This is a genomic window from Streptomyces sp. NBC_00207, from assembly GCF_045160965.1.
GTDB lineage: Bacteria > Actinomycetota > Actinomycetes > Streptomycetales > Streptomycetaceae > Streptomyces.
In genome coordinates, this window is record NZ_CP130715.1 from 8920315 (window position 1) to 8941680 (window position 21366).

At 73.2% G+C, this 21366-nt stretch carries 11 protein-coding genes; 6 read left to right on the top strand and 5 right to left on the bottom strand.

What is annotated here, in order from left to right; genetic code table 11:
- Positions 1–6: 6 nt before the first annotated feature.
- Both OG472_RS41210 and OG472_RS41215 read right to left on the bottom strand, forming a co-directional pair.
- Positions 7–294 carry a hypothetical protein gene (locus OG472_RS41210; protein ID WP_401613443.1) on the bottom strand — a complete coding sequence of 96 codons (288 nt, stop codon included), beginning with the start codon at positions 292–294 and terminating at the stop codon, positions 7–9.
- The gene (locus tag OG472_RS41215) at positions 291–1034 is read right to left on the bottom strand and encodes an HNH endonuclease family protein (RefSeq protein WP_405942976.1); all 744 of its coding nucleotides are present in this window, start codon (positions 1032–1034) and stop codon (positions 291–293) included. Before OG472_RS41215 ends, OG472_RS41210 begins: the two co-directional genes overlap by 4 nt.
- A 201-nt stretch (positions 1035–1235) precedes the next feature.
- On the opposite strand from OG472_RS41215, the gene OG472_RS41220 reads away from it, so the two are divergent.
- The 5 genes from OG472_RS41220 to OG472_RS41240 all read left to right on the top strand — a co-directional run bounded on the left by OG472_RS41220 (position 1236) and on the right by OG472_RS41240 (position 14205).
- A complete protein-coding gene (locus OG472_RS41220) occupies positions 1236–2102 on the top strand; it encodes a DUF4132 domain-containing protein (protein ID WP_401613439.1) in 867 nt (288 codons plus the stop codon).
- A complete protein-coding gene (locus tag OG472_RS41225) occupies positions 2099–7033 on the top strand; it encodes a DNA-binding protein (RefSeq protein ID WP_405942977.1) in 4935 nt (1644 codons plus the stop codon). Before OG472_RS41220 ends, OG472_RS41225 begins: the two co-directional genes overlap by 4 nt.
- A gap of 157 nt (positions 7034–7190) precedes the next feature.
- The gene (locus OG472_RS41230; protein WP_405942978.1) at positions 7191–8348 is read left to right on the top strand and encodes an AAA family ATPase; all 1158 of its coding nucleotides are present in this window, start codon (positions 7191–7193) and stop codon (positions 8346–8348) included.
- Positions 8345–12388, top strand: a complete 4044-nt coding sequence (locus tag OG472_RS41235; protein ID WP_405942979.1) for a DUF5682 family protein — start codon at positions 8345–8347, stop codon at positions 12386–12388. Before OG472_RS41230 ends, OG472_RS41235 begins: the two co-directional genes overlap by 4 nt.
- Positions 12385–14205 carry a hypothetical protein gene (locus tag OG472_RS41240; RefSeq protein WP_405942980.1) on the top strand — a complete coding sequence of 607 codons (1821 nt, stop codon included), beginning with the start codon at positions 12385–12387 and terminating at the stop codon, positions 14203–14205. The genes OG472_RS41235 and OG472_RS41240 overlap by 4 nt, the downstream gene beginning before the upstream one ends.
- Before the next feature lie 127 nt (positions 14206–14332).
- Here OG472_RS41240 and OG472_RS41245 read toward each other — a convergent pair whose 3' ends face one another.
- The 3 genes from OG472_RS41245 to OG472_RS41255 form a co-directional block, all read right to left on the bottom strand.
- Positions 14333–14560 carry a hypothetical protein gene (locus OG472_RS41245; RefSeq protein ID WP_401613429.1) on the bottom strand — a complete coding sequence of 76 codons (228 nt, stop codon included), beginning with the start codon at positions 14558–14560 and terminating at the stop codon, positions 14333–14335.
- Between the two features lie 314 nt (positions 14561–14874).
- A complete protein-coding gene (locus tag OG472_RS41250; protein WP_405834392.1) occupies positions 14875–15801 on the bottom strand; it encodes a hypothetical protein in 927 nt (308 codons plus the stop codon).
- Positions 15802–15872: 71 nt separating this feature from the next.
- Positions 15873–16331 carry a hypothetical protein gene (locus OG472_RS41255; protein WP_401613425.1) on the bottom strand — a complete coding sequence of 153 codons (459 nt, stop codon included), beginning with the start codon at positions 16329–16331 and terminating at the stop codon, positions 15873–15875.
- 605 nt (positions 16332–16936) lie between these two features.
- Between OG472_RS41255 and OG472_RS41260 the strand changes: the two genes are divergently transcribed.
- Complete coding sequence (locus OG472_RS41260) at positions 16937–21319, top strand: hypothetical protein (RefSeq protein WP_405942981.1); 4383 nt, start codon at positions 16937–16939, stop codon at positions 21317–21319.
- The last annotated feature ends 47 nt before the right edge of the window (positions 21320–21366 follow it).

The window sequence follows — 21366 nt, forward strand, 5'->3', positions numbered from 1 at the left end:
CCCCTCTCAGGCGGGCGCGGTTCCGGGGGCTTGGGCCGCGCCGCCCCGGCGGACCGCGGCGAGCGCGGCGGCGTGCAGGGCGGCCGGATCGCCGTGGTGGGGGAGCGGGCTGCCGCTGAGCGTGTACCACTCCTCGGCGCCCTCGTACTGGACGTCGAAGCGGGCCAGGTCCCCGGCGACGGCGGTGGTGCACAGGATGAGGGGGCCGGTGATGACGCCCACCTCGTCGGTCATGGCGCCGCCGGGCCCGGCGGTCACCCGGTCCTGCCACTGCCGTTGGTGCGCTCCGGTCATGAGGTGCAGGTGTCGAGCATCGTCGTGAGCATCTTCTTCTCCGGTTCGGTGACGGTCAGCCCGTACGCCGACTTCACGGTGGTCCAGGCCCGCCCGTACTGGCACCAGCTCGACTTGTCCGGCGGCTGCCACAGGTCCGGGCTCTGGTCGCCCTTGGAGCGGTTCGAGGCCGCCGTCACGGCGAGCAGCTGAGGGTTGGTCAGGTCGTTGGCGAAGGCCTTGCGCTTGGCGGCGTCCCAGCCGGCCGCACCGGAGCGCCACCCCTCGGCGAGCGGGACCATGTGGTCGATGTCCATCTTCGAGGCGTCGGTGACGACCACGCCGTCGTACAGGCTCTTCCAGGTGCCGGACACCGCCCGGCACTCCGCGTCCCGCGTGACGCCGGAGCCGTCGCGCTCCAGGATGACCTCGCGGGTGTCGCACTTGTTGCCCTGCTGGGCCCAGTGCGTGAACTTGTCCCGGCTGTAGCCGGTCATCGTGCCCACCGGCGCCACCTTCAGCGCCTCCAACCGGGTCCGCGCCACGTCGGCGCCGACCATCCCCGGCAGCACGTCCCCGCCGCCAGGCTTGGAATCCGGTTTGGAATCAGGCTTCGCCTTCGAGGACTGTCCGGTCCGCGGGGCGGACGGCTTCGCGTCCCCGCCACCGCCGCTCGTCGCCGCCGGACCGGAGCAGCCGGCCGCGGCCGCCAGCAGTACGGCCGCCAGGACCGCACCGGGCACACCTATCTGACGTCCCATAACCCCACCCCGAGTCGGCTCCACTGCGCAACTGTCCCCGGAAGACTACCCAGAACCGGACATAAAACCAGCCATGGACCCTCCGGCGGGCGTTGTCAGTGGGGCTCGCTAGTCTCCCGGCATACCGCAGCTCAGGGGGGTTCGTTCCCCCCTGTCAGGGCTGCGCGGAACCGTAGGTGACAGGCGGAGGGGCACGGGCTGATGGCATGGCTGGCGGCGGGCGAGGGGTACGAGATCGCCCTGGTGGAGGGACGGGTGGCGGCGAGGTCCACCACCGGCCGGACTGCGGGACGGCAGTTGAAGACGCTGCCGAAGGCGCTGAAGGACCATCCCGAGGTGGACCGGCTGCGCCGGCTCGCCGAATGGCTCGACCGGCACGAGGCCGCCTGCGTGGCGCAGGTCGACGGCTGGATGGTGTCCTCACTGCCCGTGCCGACCGCACTGCTCGCCCGGGTCTGGCCGGACGAGGCCTGGCAGCACGCCCTGCGCGACATCGCCGTCGTCGGTGACGACCCGGACGAGGTGGGCTTCCTGCGGGACGCCACCGCCTCCGGTGAACTGAAGGTGGTCAACCTCGACGGCGAGACCGTACGGCTCTCCCCGAGCACGGTGACCCTGCCCCACCCGGTGCTGCTGCCGGACCTGGACGACGTACGGGACTTCGCGGCCGAGCTGGGCATCGTCCAGCGCGTCGAGCAGATCCACCGCGCGACGTGGCAGAAGCCGGACGGGCTCACCGCCACCGCCACCGAGGTCCGCGACTACGCGGGCGGGGTCTTCCCCACCCGCTTCAGCCTCGCCGCCCGGGCCACCGGCCTCGGCTACCGGGTCTCCGGCGGCTACGCCACCTGCAAGGTCCGCGACTCGGGCGCCGGCGCGGAGGCGGCGGTGTGGATCGGCGAGCCCTACTACGAGGACGAGACCACCACCGGCGCCCTGAGCTGGCACGACGAGAACGGCCGGACGGTACCCCTGGCCGCCGTCGGACCGGTGGCCTGGTCCGAAGGCATGCGGATGGCCGCGGCGCTGTACGCCGGGCGCAAGATCGAGGAGGGCGGGAACGCATGAGCACCAACCAGAAGGACACCGCGATGAACACGGCCGAACTGCTGCTCAAGGCCGGCGCCGTACTGCCGCACGACACCGAGGGCGCCGGCCCCACCGCCGTCGCCCTGACGGCCCGTTCCTACCGCCATCCCGGACTCGGCGACGACCGCGTCGTCGTCCGTCTCGCGCCCGCCGAACTGGGCCCGGCCGAGGACCTCGCCGCCGGCTTCCTGGGACTCGTACGCGCAGAGGGCGAGCCCCCCGTCGTCGGCCTGAGCCGGCGCCAGGCACTCGGCTTCCCCGAATGGGTCCTCGTGCACCACCCCGAGGACGGCCACCACGCCCTCGCCGTCGTCCCCGAACTGGACCGGGTCGCCCGGCAGGCCAAGACCAAGCCCAAGGCCGCCCTGGACGCCTGCCAGGAACTGGCCGACCGCCTCGCCGCCTCCGTCCCGCACTTCCTGCCCGTCTTCCACGAGCAGGCGGCCCGCATCTTCCTCGCCGTCGAGAACACCACCTACGCCGCCCAGCTGTTCGGCCGCGCCCGCACGGCCGAGGCCCAGCACGGCCTCGCCATCGACGAAGACCGCCTCGACTCCGTCTTCCTCGAATTCGCCCTGGCCGGCGCCCTGCCGGTGAAGGTCCTCACCGGCTACGCCAAGGCCCTGGCCGGCCGCGTCACCCCCGCCGAGGCCCACGAGCGCTTCCGCCGCCTGTGCGTGCGCCGCACCGCCGGCGGGCTGCCGCCCTCCGCCCAGGCCGCCGTCGAACTGCGCCGCCTCGCCCGCGCCGCGGGCCTCACCGGAACCGAGGCCGAGCAGGACTACCTCGCCGAACTGCTGCCACTGCCCGCCACCCTGCGCGCCGCGCTCGGCTGGTGGAAGGCCCACCGCGCAGCCCTCGTCGCGCTCGCCCACCGCGTTCCCGCCGTACGCGGCACGCTCCTCGGACTGACCCCGCCCGGAGGCGGTGACGAGCTCACCACCCTGTGGCTGGAGATCCTGGAGGAGTCCGGCGCGACCGCCGGGCTGGCCGGCGAGGACCTGCCCGCCGAGCAGCGGTGCGCCGACGGCACCGCCGGCTGGCTGGAGCGCTTCCACGCCGCCCGCCACACCGGCTGGGGCGTGCGCCCCACCCTCGACGTCCTCCTCGACGTGGTCGAGCGCAGCGCGGAGCAGCTGCGCACCGAACTCGCCCGGCCCGGCCGGGAAACGGGCCTGCGCGTCGGAGTCGAGGACGCCGACCTCCTCGACCTGCTGCTCGCCCTGGAGATCCCGGTCGCCGACCCCGACCCGGACCCCGAGAACAAGCGGCACCGGCACGACCAGCTGAACCTGACCGGCTGGGCCCGCTCCGAGCAGCGCCGCGACCTGCTCGCCCTCGCCGGGGACCAGCGGTTCCACCCCGCCTTCCGCCGGGCGCTGAACGCCCTCGGCGGCAACGGCGAAGGCGTCCAGGTCATCCGGCGCGTCGCCGAGTCGCCCGGTGGCCGCCCGCTCCTGACCGAGTGGATGCGCGAAGTCGCCCGCGCCTCCACCGCCGCCGGCCTGCCCGGAGTACCGGAAGCCATCCGGCGCCTGACCTGGCTGCCCACCGAAGCCCTCGAACTCGCCCCCGGGGAAGTGGCCGCCGCGGCCGCCGCCGACCTCGCCGAGACCCTCGCCCGCACCCTGCGCGGCGGCCTCTTCGAAGAACTCGCCTGGCCCTCCTGGGAGAGCGCCCTCGCCGAACTGAGCCCCGGCCAGAGCCGCCACGGCCTGACGGTGATGGAAGCCTGGCCGTACCTGATCGTCGCCAACCAGGCCGAGGTCCGCGTCATCGACGCCGACTCCACCGTCCTCACCCACGACCTGCGCGTCCCCACCGGGTCCGAGTACCGGCACGGATTCCACTACGTCGACGGCGACCTGCTGGTCTTCTGGTCCTCCTGGAGCACCAACCGGACGGAGGGCTACTGGCACTCCGCACCCCAGACCGTCTTCACCCTGGACACCGACCGCAACCACTGGTCGCTGCGCAGCGAGCACATCTCCCTGCCGCTCCCCGGAGGCGGCCGCGCCACCGGCGGCGGCGTCCTGCACCGCGGCGACACGAAGCTGCCCGACGAGCGGTCCCTGCTGTCCGACGGCACCTCGTACTGGGTGTGGCAGCGGCGCGACGAGAAGAACGAGGCCGGCTGGCGCGAGTACGACCCCGCAGGCGCGGCGTACGGCCGGATCTCCCTGCCCGGGTTCCTCGCCGACGCCCTGTACGCGCACCCGGACAACGCCCGCCACAGCGGCCACTCCAACTGGCTGCGGCCTGCGCCCACCGTCGCCGGCTCCGTGCTCGGCGCCCCCGCCGGCGGCCTGCTCGGCTGGCGCACCGTCCGCCTCGCCGGCCACGGCTGGGAGGGCACCGACACCGGCGGCCGCACCGTCACCGTCCCCGAGGGACGCGACATGCCCCTCGCCGCGCTCGCCTTCCCCGGCGACGACCGGCCGCGCGCCCTGTCGCAGCACTGGCAGGAGCTCAGCATCAGCGACCCCGACGGCGTGGTCACCGCCCGCTCGCGCGGCGACCACCACCGCCGCTCCGCCTTCGGCACGGGCAGCGTGGACCTCCCGCCGCTGTCGCACTGGTACGCCCTGCGCCCCCGTGACGTCGAAGGCTCGGCCGCACTGCGCTCCGCCGACCGCGAGACCGTCGCCGCACTGCTGAAGGCCGCCGCCACAGCCGAGAAGGTCACCGACCTGCCCGGCCTCGTGAGCGCGGCCCTGCCCCGGGTCACCGCCTCGAAGCTGATCGGCGGCATCGTCGAGGTACTGCGCTTCACCCTCACCCAGCAGAAGGCCCTGGACGCGGTCGCCGCCCGGCTCCACCCGGACGACGCCCCCGCCGAGGAGCGCGAGCACGGACCCAGCGACCGGCTGCTCGGCGACGCGCTGAGCGGGCTCATCGGCTCCGGGTACTACCGCTGGGGCGGCGACGAGGACGGCGCCCACCACTTCCTGAGCGAACTCCGCGCCGCCTGCGCGCGGACCGGCGACACGGAAGTGCCCGGCAGGCTCCACTTCGACGTGCCCGCGCTGACGCACAGCACCCTCTCCTGGACGCCGTTGCTCGACGAGCCCGCGGCAGCCGCCTACCGCGCCGCCACCGTGTCGGCCACCGACGAACAGCGGGCCGCCCTGGTCACCCTGCTCGGCGCGGTCGACGCCCTGGGCCTGGCCTCCGCGGAGGGCTCCGCCGCCCGCTGGCGCCGCGTCGTGCTCCACCTCGACCGCGCCCACCTGACCGGCCCCGACGGCCTGTCACGCAACCTCCACCACCGTGGTGTGCTGCCGCTGGGCGGCGGAGCCGTCCTCGCCCTGACCGAGCACAGCGAATCCGTGCCCTACGGCCACGAGTTCGGCGCCCTGCTGCACGACCCCACCGGCCGCTTCACCGTCCCCGGCCCCTACACCGTGCGCGGCGAGACCCCGCTCGGCGACCGCGAACGGGGACCCGGCTGGCTGGCCGACTTCCTCGCCGCAGCCGCCGAACACGGCCCGGCACCCTTCAGCCCGGAAGCCGCGGAGGAGTTCTCCCGGCTCACCGGAGTCCCCGGCGCCCTCGCCCGCCTGGTGATCGCCGGACTCCCGCACACCGACACCTACGAGCGCAACTTCCTGCCCGCGGAGCTGCGCACCGCCCTCGGGGTCAAGGCCACCGACGCGGCCCACGCCCGCGACGAGCTCAAGAACCTCGACGCCGAAGTGCGCCGCGCCGTGGTCGCCGCCCTGCTGCCCGCCGATCCGGCGAAGCTGTGGAGCGAGGGGCCCGACGTGTCCGCCGCCGCGGAGGTGTGGAACCGGCGCGTGGGCCGCCGTACCCGCGTACCCGACTGGCTGGCCACCGAGGCTGCACGCGCCGTCGGCCGGGGCTGGGCCGCGCACCGGGGCCTGGGCGCACTGCTCGACCCGGCGGCCTCGCGCGAACTCTCCGTCGACGTGGCCTGGACGGTGAAGGGCGACCACGTGGAGCCCCGCGATCCGGCCACCCACCCCTTCACCGCGAGCGTCCTGACCGGGACCGTGGCCACCGCGGCCTGGCTGGCGCACCGGCTGCCCGCCGGAGACCCCGTACGAGCGGCCCTGCCGCCCGCGCTGACCGCCGTACGGCAGCGGCTCGCCGCGCCCGAACTGCTCCTCGAAATCGGGCACTACACCAGCCTGCCCGACTTCCGGAAGGCAGCGGGCACACCGACCGAAACCGGTGAGGGATACGAGCGCTACGGCGCAGTCGTCATGGCCACCCACGACGACCAGCCCAAGCCCGCACTGCGCCCGGCCCTGCTGGACTCCACCGGCTCCGACCCCTACCTCCCGGCGCTGCGCGGCGCCGAACAGCGGCCCTCCGCGGTCGAGACGGCCCTGCGGACCGTCCACGACCCGCGCTTCGCGGCCTTCCTCGCCGACCCGGGCGCCCCCGCCGCCGGCGCGGCGGACGCCGACGGCACCTGGTGGCCGCAGGACCCGAGCCGCTCCGTTCCCGAGCTGGTCGAGGAGGTGAGCGCGGCGCACGGTCTCGGCGCCGACGCGGCCACCGTGTACCTCGTCCTGCTCGCCATGCCCGACCCCACCGACCGCAACACCGCGCGGTGGACGGGCTGGAAGCCCGCCCGCCTCAAGGCCGCCCGCGCCGAACTGGCCGCCACCGACCTGGTGGTGTCGGCCGGCCGCACCCGGGCCGGGCGCTCGCTGTTCCTGCCGGGCGGATGGGCCGAAATGGCCTCGCCGACCCTGCCGGTGGAGCAGTGGAAGCTGCCGATGTACGGTCTGGGCGCCGGTGAGCGGCCGCTGCTCGGCGTGCTCACCCCGGCCGAACCGGCCGCCGACCTCTACCGCCGGGCCTGGCAGCGGGTCCGGGAGGGCGACGTGCCGCGCTTCGAGGAGCTCAAGGTGAAGCGCACCCGCGCCCGCCGCCGCTGAACCACCGGCCGCCCGGGCCCCTTCGGCGCGGCGCACCTCCCCAGGGGTGCGCCGCGCCCCCGGCCCGCACGCGGCACGCCTGCCGGGTACCCGGTACCCGTTTTCCCCTTCCTTGTTCCCCGTTCCCCGTTCCCCGCTCACGTTCCAGAGGACCCCGATGACCGTCACCGCACCATCCGTCCCCGCCCCCCGGCAGGTGCTGCCCGCCGAGGAGCGTCACGCCGCCGAGCTCGACTTCCTCGCCGCCCAGGACCCCGGCCCCCGCCCGCCCGGCTGGGCCCTGACCCCGCGCGCCGTCGTCACCTTCGTCTGCGGCAGTGACGGAGCCGAACTGGCCCTGCCGAAGGGGCGCGCCGGGCTCCCCTCCAAGCTGGCCATCGCCCCCAAGTTCGTCGGCGAACGCGCCCTGGTGGAGCGCTGCGTCGTCACCCTCGCCGGAGAGCGCGGCCTGCTCCTCACCGGCGAGCCCGGCACCGCCAAGTCGATGCTGTCCGAACTGCTGGCCGCCGCCGTCAGCGGTACCAGCGCCCTCACAGTCCAGGGCACGGCCGGTACCACGGAAGACGCCTTCCGCTACGGCTGGAACTACGCGCTGCTGCTCGCACAGGGGCCGAGCTCAGGCGCCCTCGTCGACTCCCCGGTGCTCTCCGCCATGCGCACCGGACGCGTGGTCCGCGTCGAGGAGATCACCCGCTGCCTGCCCGAGGTGCAGGACGCACTGGTGTCGATCCTGTCCGACCGGCGCGTCAGCGTGCCCGAACTGACCGCCACCGAGGACGCGGTGGTCTCCGCGGCCCCGGGCTTCACCGTCATCGCCACCGCCAACCTGCGGGACCGCGGCGTCTCCGAGATGTCCGCCGCCCTCAAGCGGCGCTTCAACTTCGAGACGGTCGCCCCGATCGCCGACGCGGACGCCGAGGCCACGCTGATCCGCCGGCAGGCGGTCGCCGCCGTCGAGCGGGCCGGCGCGGCCTTCGGGGTCGACGACGCCGTGCTCGACGCGCTCGTCACCGTCTTCCGCGACCTGCGCTCCGGGCGCTCCGCCGAGGGCTGGGACGTCGAACGCCCCGGTACGGTCATGTCCACCGCCGAAGCCGTGCAGGTGGCGGCCTCGCTCGGGGTCGCGGCCGCCTACCTGCCGGGCGGGGACGTACTGGACCTGCTGCCGGGCCACCTGCTGGGCGTGGTCCGCAAGGACGACCCGGCCGACCACGGCCGCCTCCTCGGCTACTGGGACGGCCCGGTGCGCCGCCGTGCCGAGGACGGCTCCGCGATGTGGCGCCGCCTCTGGGACCTGCGCGGGAGCCTGCGTTGACCTCCGACCCGCGCGCCGCCGTCGCCGCGCTCGCCGCGTCCCGTACGCCGTACCTGCTGGGCGTACGCCACCACAGCCCCGCCCTGGCCGCGGTGGTGCCCGAGCTGCTGGACGCCTCGGGCGCGGACGTGGTCTGCGTCGAACTCCCGGCGGACTTCCAGCCGTGGCTGGAGCATCTGGCCGACCCGGAGACCGTGGCCCCGGTCGCCCTCGCGGGCACCGACGGCGACGGCCGCCTGGCGTTCTACCCGTTCGCGGACTTCTCCCCGGAACTGGCCGCGATCCGCTGGGCCCGCCGCACCGGCGCGACCGTCCTCTGCTGCGACCTCCCCCTCCCGTCCCCCGGCTGGACGGCCGAGCCCGCCGCGGCGGACCGGGCTCCGGCTCCGGGCGGGACCGGGGGCTCGGCCCCTGGCCCGGACCCGGCTTCGCCCGCAGGGCAGGTCCCGGGCCGGCCCGCTCCCGCAGGCGCGGCTCCGGTTCCGGACGGGGACGGGGACGGAGGAACCGGCCCGGCCCTGGAGGCAGAGCCGGAGTCGCAGGCGGACTTCGGGCCGGACGTGCGGGCGCGGCGGGGGAGTTCCTTCGCGGATGCGCTGACCGCCGCCGGTACCGGCCGTGACGGTGACGACCTGTGGGACCGCGCCGTCGAGGTGCTCGCGCCGGGCTGTTCCGCGGAAGCCGTGCGGCGGGCGGCGCTCGGCGTGGGCTGGGCGCTGCGCGCGGACTCCACCCCGCCCGCCAGGGATCTGGCGCGCGAAGCCCACATGCGCTCCGTGATCGCCGGCGCCGCCGCCGGGGGCCACCGGGTGGCCGCCGTGATCGGCGCCTTCCACGCCCCGGCCCTGCTGGGCGCGGACGCGCCGGCCGCGGACCCGGAGCGCGCGGACGCGGGCGCCGGGAGCGGGACCGCTGCGGACCGCGCCCGCGAGGGTGCGGCTGCCGGGACCGGGCCTGCCGATGGGGACCCCTCCCGTGCGGGTGCGGGTGCGGACGCGGAGGCCGGATCGGTCGCTGCCGGCCCGACCCTCCTCGGCGCGAGCGCCGGGACCGGGCCGGTCGATGCCGACCGCGCCCGCCAAGGCGCCGCTGCCGGGCCCGTGGACGTCGCCCCGGCGAGCGCGGGCGCCGGGAGCGGGGCCGCTGTGGTGGGCCCGGGCCCCGTTGACGTCGTCCCGGCCCTCGTCGGCGTGGATGCCGGGACCGGGCCCGCCGCCGGCTCGGTGCCGGGGCCTCGGGCCGCCGGGACCGCGCACGCCGACCCCGGTCCCGGCGCGGGGACGGAGCGGGCCGTCACCTCCTTCGTGCCGTACTCCTTCGATCTGCTCGACTCCCGCTCCGGCTACCCCGCCGGAATCCGGGATCCGCTCTGGCAGCAGGCCGTCCTGGAAGCCGGCACGGACCCCGTACGGGTCCGGGAGGCGGCCTCCGTCGCCGTCACCCGGCTCTGCCGGGAGCTGCGCCGCGCCGGGCACACCGCCGGAACCGGCGAGGCCGCCGAGACCCTGCGGCTCGCCTGCGACCTCGCCGTCCTGCGCGGGCTCCCCGCGCCCGGCCGCGGCGAGATCCTCGAGGCCGTCACCACCGTGCTCGGCCAGGGCGAACCGCTCGGCCGGGGCCGGGCGCTGGCCCGCGCCCTCGAGGCCGTGTTCGTCGGCACCGCCCGCGGGCGGATCACCCCGCACGCCCCCCGCTCCGGTCTCGGCCCCTCCGTCGAGGCCGAGCTGACGGAACTGCGCCTGCCCGGCCCCGACGAGCCCGCCTCCCGCGAGGTCCGCCTCGACCCGCTGCGCTCCGCCCTCGACGGCCGCCGCGAGGTCCTGTTGCAACGGCTCCTCGTATGCGGTGCCTCCTACGGGGAGCCGCTCACCGTCGCCGCCACCGGCGACGGGACCGCCCTCGGCACCAAGTGGCGGCTGTCCTGGACGCCTTCCGTCCCGGCCCGCCTCGATCTCGCCGGAGTCCGCGGAGTCACCGCCGCCCAGGCCGCTGCCGGAACCCTGCGCGAGACCGCCCGCCGGGCCGCCGCCGACGGCGGACCGACCCCGGCGCAGGTCCTCGCCGGGCTGGCCGCCGCCGCGCGGTGCGATCTGCCCGAGCTGGTCGACGTACGCCTCCACGAGGCGGCCACCACCCTGCCGCAGACGGCGACCCTGCCCGAACTCCTCGACGCCCTCGACCTCCTGGAGGCCCTCCACCGCGGCCACCTCCCCGGCACCTCGGACGGGTCGCGCGCCACAGCCACCGCCCTCACCGCCGACCTGCTCGAAGCGGCCGTACGGTCCCTGCCCGGACTCGCCGGGAGCGACGACCCCGCCGACGCGGCCGCCCTCGTGGCCCTCGCCGACCGCGCCGCCGCCCGCCACCTCGGGCTGCGCACGGACGACGCCCTCGCCGGGCTGGCCGCTTCCGCGTCCCCGCTGATGCAGGGAGCGGCCCTGGCCGTCCGGGTCCTCCTGGACCTCGACCCGGCCGCCGGGCTCGGGGACCGCGCCGCCGGGTGGATCGACGCCGCGGGCAGCCCCGACAGCCGGCGCGCCCTGACCCGCCGGCTCGCCGGACTCCTCACCGCCGCCGGGCCGTTGCTGCAGTCCTCCCCGGCCGCCCTGACCCCGCTGCTCGACCGCGTCGAGCGCCTCGCCGACCAGGACTTCCTGGAGCGCCTCCCGGCCCTGCGCGGCGGCTTCGACGCCCTCGCGCCCGCCGCCCGCGACCGGCTGCTGGACACCGTCACCGAGCGGCTCGGCGACCGGCTCGACCTCACACTCGACGCCTCGCCCGCCCTGCTCGCCCTCTGGGCCGCCGCCGACGCCGCCGGACTCGCCGCGCTCAAGGCGCTCCCGCTTCCGGAGGCGGAGGCACCCGCCCCGGCCCCGGACGTTCCCGACGCCCCGCCCGCCGCCCGCACCCCCGAGGCCGAGGAACACCGGCTCGCCCCGGCCGACCGCTGGCGGCTGCTGCTCGGCCGCGAGCGCGACCGGCTGCCCGCGGGCGCCCGCCGCTACGCCCATGCACTGGACGAGCTGTACGGCGCCGGGGCCGGCGAAGGCGCATCCGACCTCGACTCCGGTCAGGGCGGCGGCCAGGAGGGCTCCTTCCCCACCGCCCGGGAGTGGTCGCAGGAGCTGGAGGCGCTGTTCGGAGCGGACGTACGGGAAGAGGTGCTCGCCGGCGCCGCCGACGCGGGCCGCACCGACGTGCTCGCCCAGCTCGACCCGGCAGCCGTACGGCCCTCCGTGGAACTGCTGAGCTCCGTACTGTCCCTGGCCGGCGGGCTCCCGGAGGCCCAACTCGCCCGGCTGCGCCCCCTCGTCAAGCGGCTGGTCGACGAGCTCGCCAAGGAGCTGGCCACCCGCCTGCGCCCGGCCCTCTCGGGCCTCGCCACCCCGCGCCCCACCCGCCGCCCCGGCGGCAGGCTCGACCTGGCCCGGACCCTGCGCGCCAACCTCGCGCACACCCGGCGCCGGGACGACGGCACGGTGGTCGTCGTACCCGAGCGGCCCGTCTTCAGCACCCGGGCGAGCCGCGAGGCCGACTGGCGGCTGATCCTGGTCGTCGACGTCTCCGGCTCGATGGAGGCCTCCGTCATCTGGTCGGCCCTGACCGCGGCCGTGCTCGGCGGCGTACCGACCCTGTCCACCCACTTCCTCGCCTTCTCCACGCAGGTCGTGGACTTCACCGACCGCGTCGACGACCCGCTCTCACTGCTGCTGGAGGTCCGCGTCGGCGGCGGTACGCACATCGCCGCCGGTCTCGCGCACGCCCGTACCCTGATCACCGTCCCCAGCCGCACCCTCGTCGTCGTGGTCAGCGACTTCGAGGAGGGCGCCCCGATCGGCGGACTCCTCGGCGAGGTCCGCGCGCTGGCCGCCTCCGGCGCCCACCTGATGGGCTGCGCCGCGCTCGACGACGCGGGGACGCCCCGGTACTCGGTCCCGGTCGCGCGGCAACTCGTCGCGGCCGGCATGCCCGTGGCCGCCCTCAGTCCCCTCGCCCTCGCCCGCTGGGTGGGCGACCGCCTCCGTGGAGAGTCCCGTTGAGCACCGAACTGCCGCCCGTCGCACCCGAGGTGCTCGCCGAAGCGGTCGAGAACCTCACCGCCCGCCTGCGCAAGAAGCTGGACGCCGCCACCGAGAGCTGCGCCGCGGGCGCCACCAGTGTGGCGGACGGCAGCGTCACCATCGCCTTCGGCGAGGACGCCCTCGTCACCCTGCGCCCCGGTCCGGCGGGCACGGTCACCGAGGCCGGACAGGCCACGTGCAGCTGCCTGCTGGCACCCCGCTGCCTCCACCGGGCCGCCGCACTGGGCGCGGCCCCGCTCGCGGACACGGTCCCCGTGCAACCGCCCGCGGAGCAGCCCGCGCCGGAACCCCCGGCGGAGCCCGCGCCCGCGGTGCCCACCGACCCGGCGCCGGCCCTCACCGAGGCCCAGCTCGGCGCCGCGGCCGCGCTCTGGCACGCCGCCGCCGAGGCCCTCGCCGCCGGAGCGACGGCCGGCGGAGCCGTGGTGCAGGCCGAGCTGCTGCGCGCCGCGCACACCGCCCGCCTCGCCGGGCTGCCGCGCGCCGAGGCCGCCGCCCTCCGGGTCGTACACGGCCTGCGCGCCGCCCGGGAGCGCCGGGCCGCACAGCGGCTCGGCGCCCTCACCGGAGCCTTCCGCGAACTCCTGCACACCGCCGGACTGCTGGCCTCCGGAGCGGCCGACCCCGTCCTGACCGGCACCGCCCGCCGCGCCTACGCGCCCGGCGGCAGCCTCCAGGTGCACGGCCTGTGCCGGGAGCCGGTGCTCTCCGCCACCGGATACGGCGGAGTCGTCACCCACCTGCTGGCCCCCGACGGCTCCCGCTACTCGGTGTCCGACGTCCGGCCCGGCGGCCTGGCCCGGGCCCGCGGAGCCGGCTCCGCCTCCGTCGCCCTCGGCGGTGCCACCCTCGACCACGCCGGTCTCGCCCGCGGCGGCCTGCGCATCGTCGGCGCGACGGTCTCCGCCGAGGGCCGCCTCGGCGCGGGCCGCGGGGTCAGGGCGACCCCGCTGCGCGGCACGCCCTGGACCGAGCAGCCCGCCGCGCCGCTCTTCGCCCGCCCGGCCGCCGAGGCCGTCGCCGAACTGCTGGCCGATCCGGAGGCGGCCGAGTCCGCGCTGCTCGGCTGCGACGTCACCGTCGTCGGCGCGGCCGGCGAACACCTCCTCGTCCGCGAGGACCGCCCGGACGCACCGCTGCTGCGGCTGCTGCCCGCGCACCCCCACCCGGAGCTGCCGCACACGGCGAACCTGCGCCGCATCGCCGCGTACCCGGGACTCCGGATCCGGGTCCTGGGCCGCCCCGACCTGGACCGCGCCGCCACGCTGCGCCCCCTCGCCGTCGGCCCCGTGCCGGGGGCGCCGTACACGCTGCGGCTGCCCGGGGAATGGCTGGGCCGCGCCGACCTCGGCTACGACCGCCTCCAGGGCATCCACTTCCCGCCGCAGGCCGAAGCCCCCGGGGCGGTCCCGGCGGCCGAGGGCCCGGACCCGCTGGCCGACTCCCCGCTGTGGCGGGTACGCCGCCTGCTGGAGACCGGGGTCGCGGGTGGCCGCCGCGCCGTCGCCGAAGCGGCCCGCGGTACGGAGCCCGTGGCCTCGTACGGCCCGCTGCGCCGGGCCGGGCTCAGCGCGGCGGCGGACCTGTCGGCCGCCCTCGCCGCCGAGGCCGACCGCCGTCCCCGCGACGCCTTCGGCCGCCTCACCGATCCCTCGCCCGACGGCTACGCCTGGGCCTGGCTGGCCGCGGCCACCCACCTGGCGGCGGCGGAACGCTCCCTGGTCGCGGCGTCGTGGGCGGCCGTCCCGAACGGAGCCGCGTCGACATCGCGTTGAAGTCCGCGTCGGTCGGCTGACGGATCCCGGTCGAAGGGAGGTCTGTCCGGGCGAGGGCTCGTTTCGTGCCGGGCCCGGAGAAACCGTCAGCGTCTGCGCCGGCCGTGAGTCCGGCAGGCGGCTGTACCTACTGGCCCCGGAGGGCGACGAGAAGGGCGTTGTTGAGGTCCCTCGGTCCACGGGCGAGCGTGTCTCCGGCCTTGCGGCACGCGGCAACCGTGTCGGCGTCCGACGGCCCGTCGGCGCAGCCGAGTCGCCGGTAGTCCGACTCGGCCTTCGTCAGGTGCGTCGCCACATTGCGCAGGGTGGGGAAGTCCTGGGCGGGCTTGATCTCGCGCAGGGCACTGCCGGACACGGCCGCCATGGCGCCCGCGGCGTCACCGCAGGCCGGAGTTAGCAAGCGCGACGAGGCGCAAGGAGACTTGTCCGGCTCTCCGTACCGCTGTTGGAGGTCGTTGACGCGGGGCTGGATCAACCCTCGGATCCGTTCCGCCTCCGTAGCCTTGGGGTTGGCGGGCGGCTCCAAGGAGGTTGCTTCGTCGCTTGGGGCCGAGCTGGACGGCGCGCTGGGGGAAGGGGTGGGCGGCGCGGGCCGCGGTGGTGTTTGCGCCGTACACCCGGCTGTCACGGCTGCGATGAATGCGCAGGCAATGGCACGCTTTACCCGCGTCACGGCGCTGCCACCATTGCCGCGGCGTTCTTGATGGTCTTTTCCCTTTCCTTGCTGGCTGCGTGCAGGGCTTCCTCGCGCTTCCCGATCATCTGCTTCTGGATTTCGGACTCCACGGCGAACCAGGCTCCGATGAGGTTGACGCGCGTCTTGCACTCCACGTCATACGAAGCCATCTTCGTCTCGGCTTCGCCGCCTGCCCCGTTGGCGCCCGCCGATTCGAACGGCTCCAGGGGGGTGTTGAAGGAGTAGCCGCGTTCCTTCATGCACTCCGACCATTGCTTGAAGGCGGCGGTCACCTGTGGGTCCGTGAGCGACCTCTGGAAACTTGCGAAATTGATTTCACCTGCGACTTCTTGCCGCAGTCCGTCACCGATCTTTCGGCGCGCCTCGCCCGCACAGCCGCCGGGCGGTATTTCCTTGCCGTTGTACTTCTCGCCCGGCTGGACCTCCAGAACAGGGTCCGCGTCACCGAGGAACACTCGATTCTCGGCGTCGGACAGGGGGGATTGCGTCTGTCCGGCCCCCTCCGGCTCAACCTGCTCGGGCAGGCTGTATCCGAACTGCGCAGCCTTGCGGTCGTCGTAGATGCCGTACCGGCGATCCATATTCGTGGCGTTCTCGTTGGCGGCTGCCTTCCCGCCGGTGAGGGGCGGAGCGGGCAGCTCGATGCCGAACCCCCTCATGCAGTCGGCCGCCACGAGTCGCGAGGCCTTGAGGATCTGGGCACGCTCCGCCTGCTTGACGAGATAGGGATCGATGGGCAGCTGCAACTCCTGACCTGGTGCAACGGCGGGAACGGCTGACGGGCTTGTGTACTCGACCTTCGCCAGTGACGCCTCCCCGTCGCCCGACGGGGGTGCACTGCAGGCGGTCAGCCCGGCGGCCGAAATCAACGCGGCGACGACCGTCAGCTTCGCTCTCATCGTGGATCTCCTTGAATCGGGAAAGGCGGCCAGCCGGAAGTGCCGGCTGGCCGCCGAAAAAGGTCAGTTACTCAGCACTCGGCGCACATGTTCTGCTGCGACGCGTTCTGGTTGTACGTACGGACGAGGTTTCCGAAGTAGGTGCCGTAGCCCTTCGGGTCGAACTCGTCGACGGGCCCGCTCCAACCGCTGTTGTAGTAGACGCGGTAGGGGTGGAAGTCGGCGTTGTAAGCCGAGGCCGCATTGTTCTTGATGTACTGACCGTAGCCGTTTCCGGAGGTCTGGAACGAATACTTGGAGCAGCCCTGCGACGAGCACATGGTCGGGTTTGCGTCGTAATTGTGAACCTTGCCGTAGATACCGACGCGCGAGCCCTTGTTGTCGGAGTTGTAGTAGATGCAGAGGCTCTGGTTCGTGCCGCAGGTCTGGATCGATCCGTTGACCGGGGCAGCCGCGCTGACCTGGGCGCCGTAAAGACCGAAGGCCGAGAGGACGGCAACGAGAGAGAGCAGGATTGATTTTGTGCGCATGATTCCCCGAATGTGCCTGAAAAAAGGCCTAAGTAGCAACTGAATGGATCGCCTGAGGCAAGGAGAGTGGAACGTAGGAAGAAATGTGCGAGCTGGTCGGCTCGGTCGCCCCCGACGTCCTGAATCCCCACCCTGGACGCTCGGAGGATTAAAGCATTTCATATATGCGACAAGCCAGACATTTAGCGGTCAATGGTGATCGCCTACCTGACAGTTTGGAGGAAACGACGATGCGGACAGGTGCCCTGCGGACGTAGCGCCTACGTGTTGACGAGGGCGGGCATCGCCTCGCAACCGCCCTCCGCTTCCGCATCGTTGCGCGCCGCGGCGTGCCGCCGCCGGCCGCGGCGGTCGCCTCGCGCGTCGAGGGGCATTCGCATTCGTATGGGTGTTCACGGTGCGGGCGTTCCACGTGATCTAATGACGGCGCCTCAGCCACCCGTCGACCGCGGTTGGCTGACGTACGTTCACCAAGGTCGAGCGGGGGGCTCGACCCCGTGGGGGATCTCCACCTCAGACGAGCCGCTGGCCGATCAAGGGGGATCTCTGCCCGCAGACGGGCATCGAGAAGCCCTCCGCTCTCAACGCACCGGGGAAACCAGCTCTTGAAACGCCGCACAGCCAAACTACGTGCGCCTGCAGTCATGTTCTGCAGCGCCACTCTCATCGCCGGGCTCATACAAAGCGAGGCCTGGGCCGAACCCGGACCCACCGGCACCTCCCTGCCCGCCGCCAACCCGGCATCCCCTTCTCAAGTTCCGCCTGCCGACCGCGAGAAGCTCCTGGGCAAGGAGTGGAAGTCTTCGACCGACCGGGCGTGGACCACCAGTGGTGACGCCGCCGGTTTCCATGTGCTGGTTGCGGACCAGAAGGCCGGCTACGGCTGGCGTACGGCCGCGACGCTCGCCGAGCCGGGCTTCGATGCCGACATGTGGATCGGCAACGCCTGCGTCACCGGGTCGGGCAGGCGGGCCGTGGTCGCCTACGCACCGCGTACGTTCACCAACAAGCCCGAGCTGATGGCGCGGGGTGCGTTCACCGCGGTGGTGGACCTGGACTCCGGTGCCGTCACCAAGCTGGACCGGCAGGCCTCGCTCGCCTACTTCAGCCCTGGCTGCGGAACCGGCGAGACGGCCGTCCTCACCCAGGCCGGCGGCGACACCAGGAACCAGACCCGGCTGCTGACCGTGGACGCCGCCGGGGCGAAGGTCAGCCGGACCACCGAGCTGGCCGGCCAGGTCACCTCGGCGGTGCCGGTCGGCAAGGCCATCGTGGCGGCGGACGCCGCCCGCCTGACCCGGATCGACGAGCAGGGCCGCCGAACGGCCATCGCCCACACGGGGCAGGTGCCCTTCGGACTCAAGGCCGATGCCGAGGGCGGCCTCGTCTACCTGGACCGTCCCGCCGGATCCACGGACAAGGGCGAGGTCAAGCGCATCAGCGCGACCGACATCGCGCGCGGCGACGCCGACAAGACCAAGCAGAGCGTCCTGGCACGCGGCGCGCTGACCAGGATGGACCTGTCCAGCAGCGCCGACGGCGCCGTCGTCATCACCGGTGACACCAAGGCCGCGGAGCCGCTGCCCAAGACGGTCCAGCGCCGCCCGGACGTGCCCAAGGAGTCCCAGGTCACCACCGGTGGCAAGGCTCTGGTCACCAAGGTGGCTGCGGCCGGCGAGGGCGACCCGCGCAAGCAGGACCCCGCTGCCGAGTCGAAGAAGATCAGCCTCAAGGTCCTCGCCACGGGCAAGGACACTCAGTTCACCGTCACCCCGTCGCTGACGGCCGAGAAGGCCGCCGCGGGTACGGCTCCCTCCCCGGCCCTGGCCCCGGCCGCACCGCAGTCGGCCGCCCCGGCAGCGAAGTCGGCCCCGGCGCTCGCGGCGGCGCAGGCCGCCTCGCCGGCCGAGGACGAGCGCTACTGCTCGGTGGCGCGCAACGACCCGGCCAAGCAGGCGATGCAGCCCAAGCCGCGTCAGGTGGAGTGGGCGGTCGACCAGATCGTCAACGGGACGCTGGACAAGAACGTCTCCCGGCCGGCGAACTGGAAGAACCTGGGGATGGCGGCGTACCAGCCGCAGACCCTGTTCCCCCGTCTGGGCCTCCACAGCGGCGGCCGGATCCCCGCGCAGGTGCTGCTGGGCATCACCGCCCAGGAATCCAACATGTGGCAGGCGTCCCGCGTCGTCGTCCCGGGTGTGACCGGTAACCCGCTGATCGGCAACTACTACGGCATCAAGTACGCGGCCAGCGGCCAGCAGACCGACCCGTGGGGCATCAACTGGGCCGAGGCCGACTGCGGGTACGGCGTCACCCAGATCACCGACGGCATGCGCGTGCACGGCAAGGAGAAGACCGGCGAGCTGCCCCTGACGACCCTGCAGCAGGAAGCCGCCGCGCTCGACTACACCGCCAACATCGCCGCCGGCCAGCGCGTCCTCGCCGACAAGTGGAACGTGACCACCGCGGACGGCCTGAAGGTCAACAACGGCGATCCCAAGTACTTGGAGAACTGGTTCTTCGCCCTCTGGGCCTACAACTCCGGCTACTACCCCAAGGCAGCGGCCGCGAGCAACGGCGGCCTGTGGGGCGTCGGCTTCACCAACAACCCGGCCAACCCGCTGTGGAAGGCCAACCGCACGCCGTTCCTGGAGGGCCCGGCGGGCGCGAACGACTACTCGCACGCCAAGCACCCCCAGGACTGGCCGTACCAGGAGAAGGTCCTCGGCTGGGCAGCCCGGCCGCTGGAAGCGCTGGAATCCCCGGGCAAGATGGTCGCGGGCTTCCGCGAGGCCTGGTGGACCAGTCCCGCACTGCGCAGCACGGTCAAGCCGGCGGAGAACCTGTTCTGCACCGCGGCCAACAGCTGTGACCCGAGCAAGATCGGCCCGAACGACAAGAACGAGCCGGGCCTGGGCGCCTGCACCCGCTCCGACCTGAAGTGCTGGTGGAACCAGCCGGTCACGTGGAAGGACTGCACCACCAAGGCCGAGTGCGGCAACGAACTCATGCGCTTCGACGACACCTACAAGGAAGAAGCGGACGGCACCGCCTACCCGCCCAACTGCACCGCCCAGGGCCTGCCCGCCAACGCACTCGTCGTCGACGATGCCCCCGCCGGCACTTCCATCCACCGGCCCGGCTGTTCTCCGCCCAAGCCCGACAGCGGCACCTTCAACCTCGACTTCGCCACACCCAGCGCGAAAATCGACCTCCACCAGATCGGCGCAGGCTACAACAGCCATTTCTGGTTCGGTCATACGCGAAAGCCGGGAGACCTCGGCGGTCGAATGAAGGTGACCGGAACCTGGAAGCTCTCCGCGCCCATGACCGGCGGTGCGGAAGTGTTCGTCCATCTTCCGGATCACGGCGCTCAGGCGACACTGGCCACCTACAACGTAAAGTCGATCACACGCACTGACGCGGTCGTGGTGAATCAGGTGGGCACGGGGAACCGGTGGGTCTCGCTTGGTGAATTCAATTTCAAGGGCGTAATCCCCGAGGTCAGCCTTTCGACGGACACCCCTGATGGCACCGGCGACAAGGACATCGCCTTCGACGCGGTTGCTTTCGCGCCCAAGAACATAACGGGCGGCGTCCCGCAGATAAAGCTTCCCCCGGCTAATCCGAATGCTCCCGACATAACGAACTACGGCGAGGACCCGCACCCTCTTCCGGGGATCAGCCCCACCATGAAGAGTGCTCCCAGCGGAAATTGCCAGCCCATGCAGGGGCAGATCGGTCGCACCATGTGCGTCCAATCCGCACCGCACGAGGGGCCCAGCGCGGTACAGGATAAATTCCTCAAAAATGCACCGCAAGATGCGCCGGGCGTGCGGGCCGCGGGCGTTTCCGTGAGCTGCTCGACGAACATGCGGGTGAAAACGTTCACGCGGTTCAATGCCTGCGCGTCGACGGATCTCAACCTGATCGTGCTCGAGAACAACGTGCCTCTGGGTACGGCTCAGTTCCAGGTGGACCACAACATCCAGCTCGACAGGACCAAAGCCCAGATATTCCAGTCCCTGACCGTGACTCCGATCAAGATCCAGGACACCCTGGGAACCGTCAGTCTGAAACTCGATTTCAACTGCACGCGGCGAGGGAAGACCTTTGCGGGCGGCGCCACGGTTCCGGACAAGGCCTGCCCTGTCAAAACCGCGACGATCGTCAGCCCCACCTGGGCTGCCGGTCAGACCGGGCCGGCATCCCTCAGTGCCTGGCAGGACTGGGAGAGCACTGCTCCCACCAAGGCGAACAACGACATGCTCGACCTGTCGTGGACGGTCACTGCCACGGTCCCGCGCGGATCGAGCGTGCCCCACACCTGGGCCAAGCCCGGAATGCAGGTGCGCTGCGACAACGAGGTCGGGGGCTCCACGGGGTGTGTATTCCACGAATACACGCCTGACTTCCCGATCGACTACGCCAAGCATCCCGTTGCGGCTGCCCTCTACTGGATGACGACCAAGAAGCTGGCCGGCGGCAAGTACGCGGGAAGTGCGAGCTACCCCGGCAGCAAGAGCAGGCTGTCACCTCTGACGCGCAACTCGAGCGAAAGCGTCGCAAAGACCAACCGCGGCAGAATGTGCAGCAAGTCTGCCAAGAATTTCACGTCCAACCCCCCGGGGATGACGTGCGACGAGTACCCGTTCGCCCGTTCCAGGCAGAGCGGCGGATATATCGTCGATCCGGCCACCGGAAAGAACATCATCGGCGCAGAGTGCGCGCAGTTCTCCGCCATTGTTTCCGACCAGGGGACGGCGAACGAAAAATGGACTCTCCACTACGATGACAACTACTCCCTGCCGAAGTGGGACGAGCCCTGCGCCCGGGGAAGCATCCCCGGCCCGCAGAACACCGGGGCCGGAGGCGACCTCGGGCGGTTCGTCACGGCCGTCCGACTGATTGACGAGGATCGCTATTACGTGACCGTCAAGGAGCTGGACGCCTGCGACCCGAATTCGGTGTGCACGCCGATGCCGTGAAACCCCTAGCGGGTGGGTAGGTCCGTTCAAGATCTCGAGGCCGGGAA

Coding starts and splice junctions, on each gene's coding strand:
- OG472_RS41250 (WP_405834392.1), bottom strand. CDS start 15,801: ATGAGAGCGAAGCTGACGGTCGTCGCCGCGTTGATTTCGGCCGCCGGG.
- OG472_RS41255 (WP_401613425.1), bottom strand. CDS start 16,331: ATGCGCACAAAATCAATCCTGCTCTCTCTCGTTGCCGTCCTCTCGGCC.
- OG472_RS41225 (WP_405942977.1), top strand. CDS start 2,099: ATGAGCACCAACCAGAAGGACACCGCGATGAACACGGCCGAACTGCTG.
- OG472_RS41230 (WP_405942978.1), top strand. CDS start 7,191: ATGACCGTCACCGCACCATCCGTCCCCGCCCCCCGGCAGGTGCTGCCC.
- OG472_RS41210 (WP_401613443.1), bottom strand. CDS start 294: ATGACCGGAGCGCACCAACGGCAGTGGCAGGACCGGGTGACCGCCGGG.
- OG472_RS41215 (WP_405942976.1), bottom strand. CDS start 1,034: ATGGGACGTCAGATAGGTGTGCCCGGTGCGGTCCTGGCGGCCGTACTG.
- OG472_RS41220 (WP_401613439.1), top strand. CDS start 1,236: ATGGCATGGCTGGCGGCGGGCGAGGGGTACGAGATCGCCCTGGTGGAG.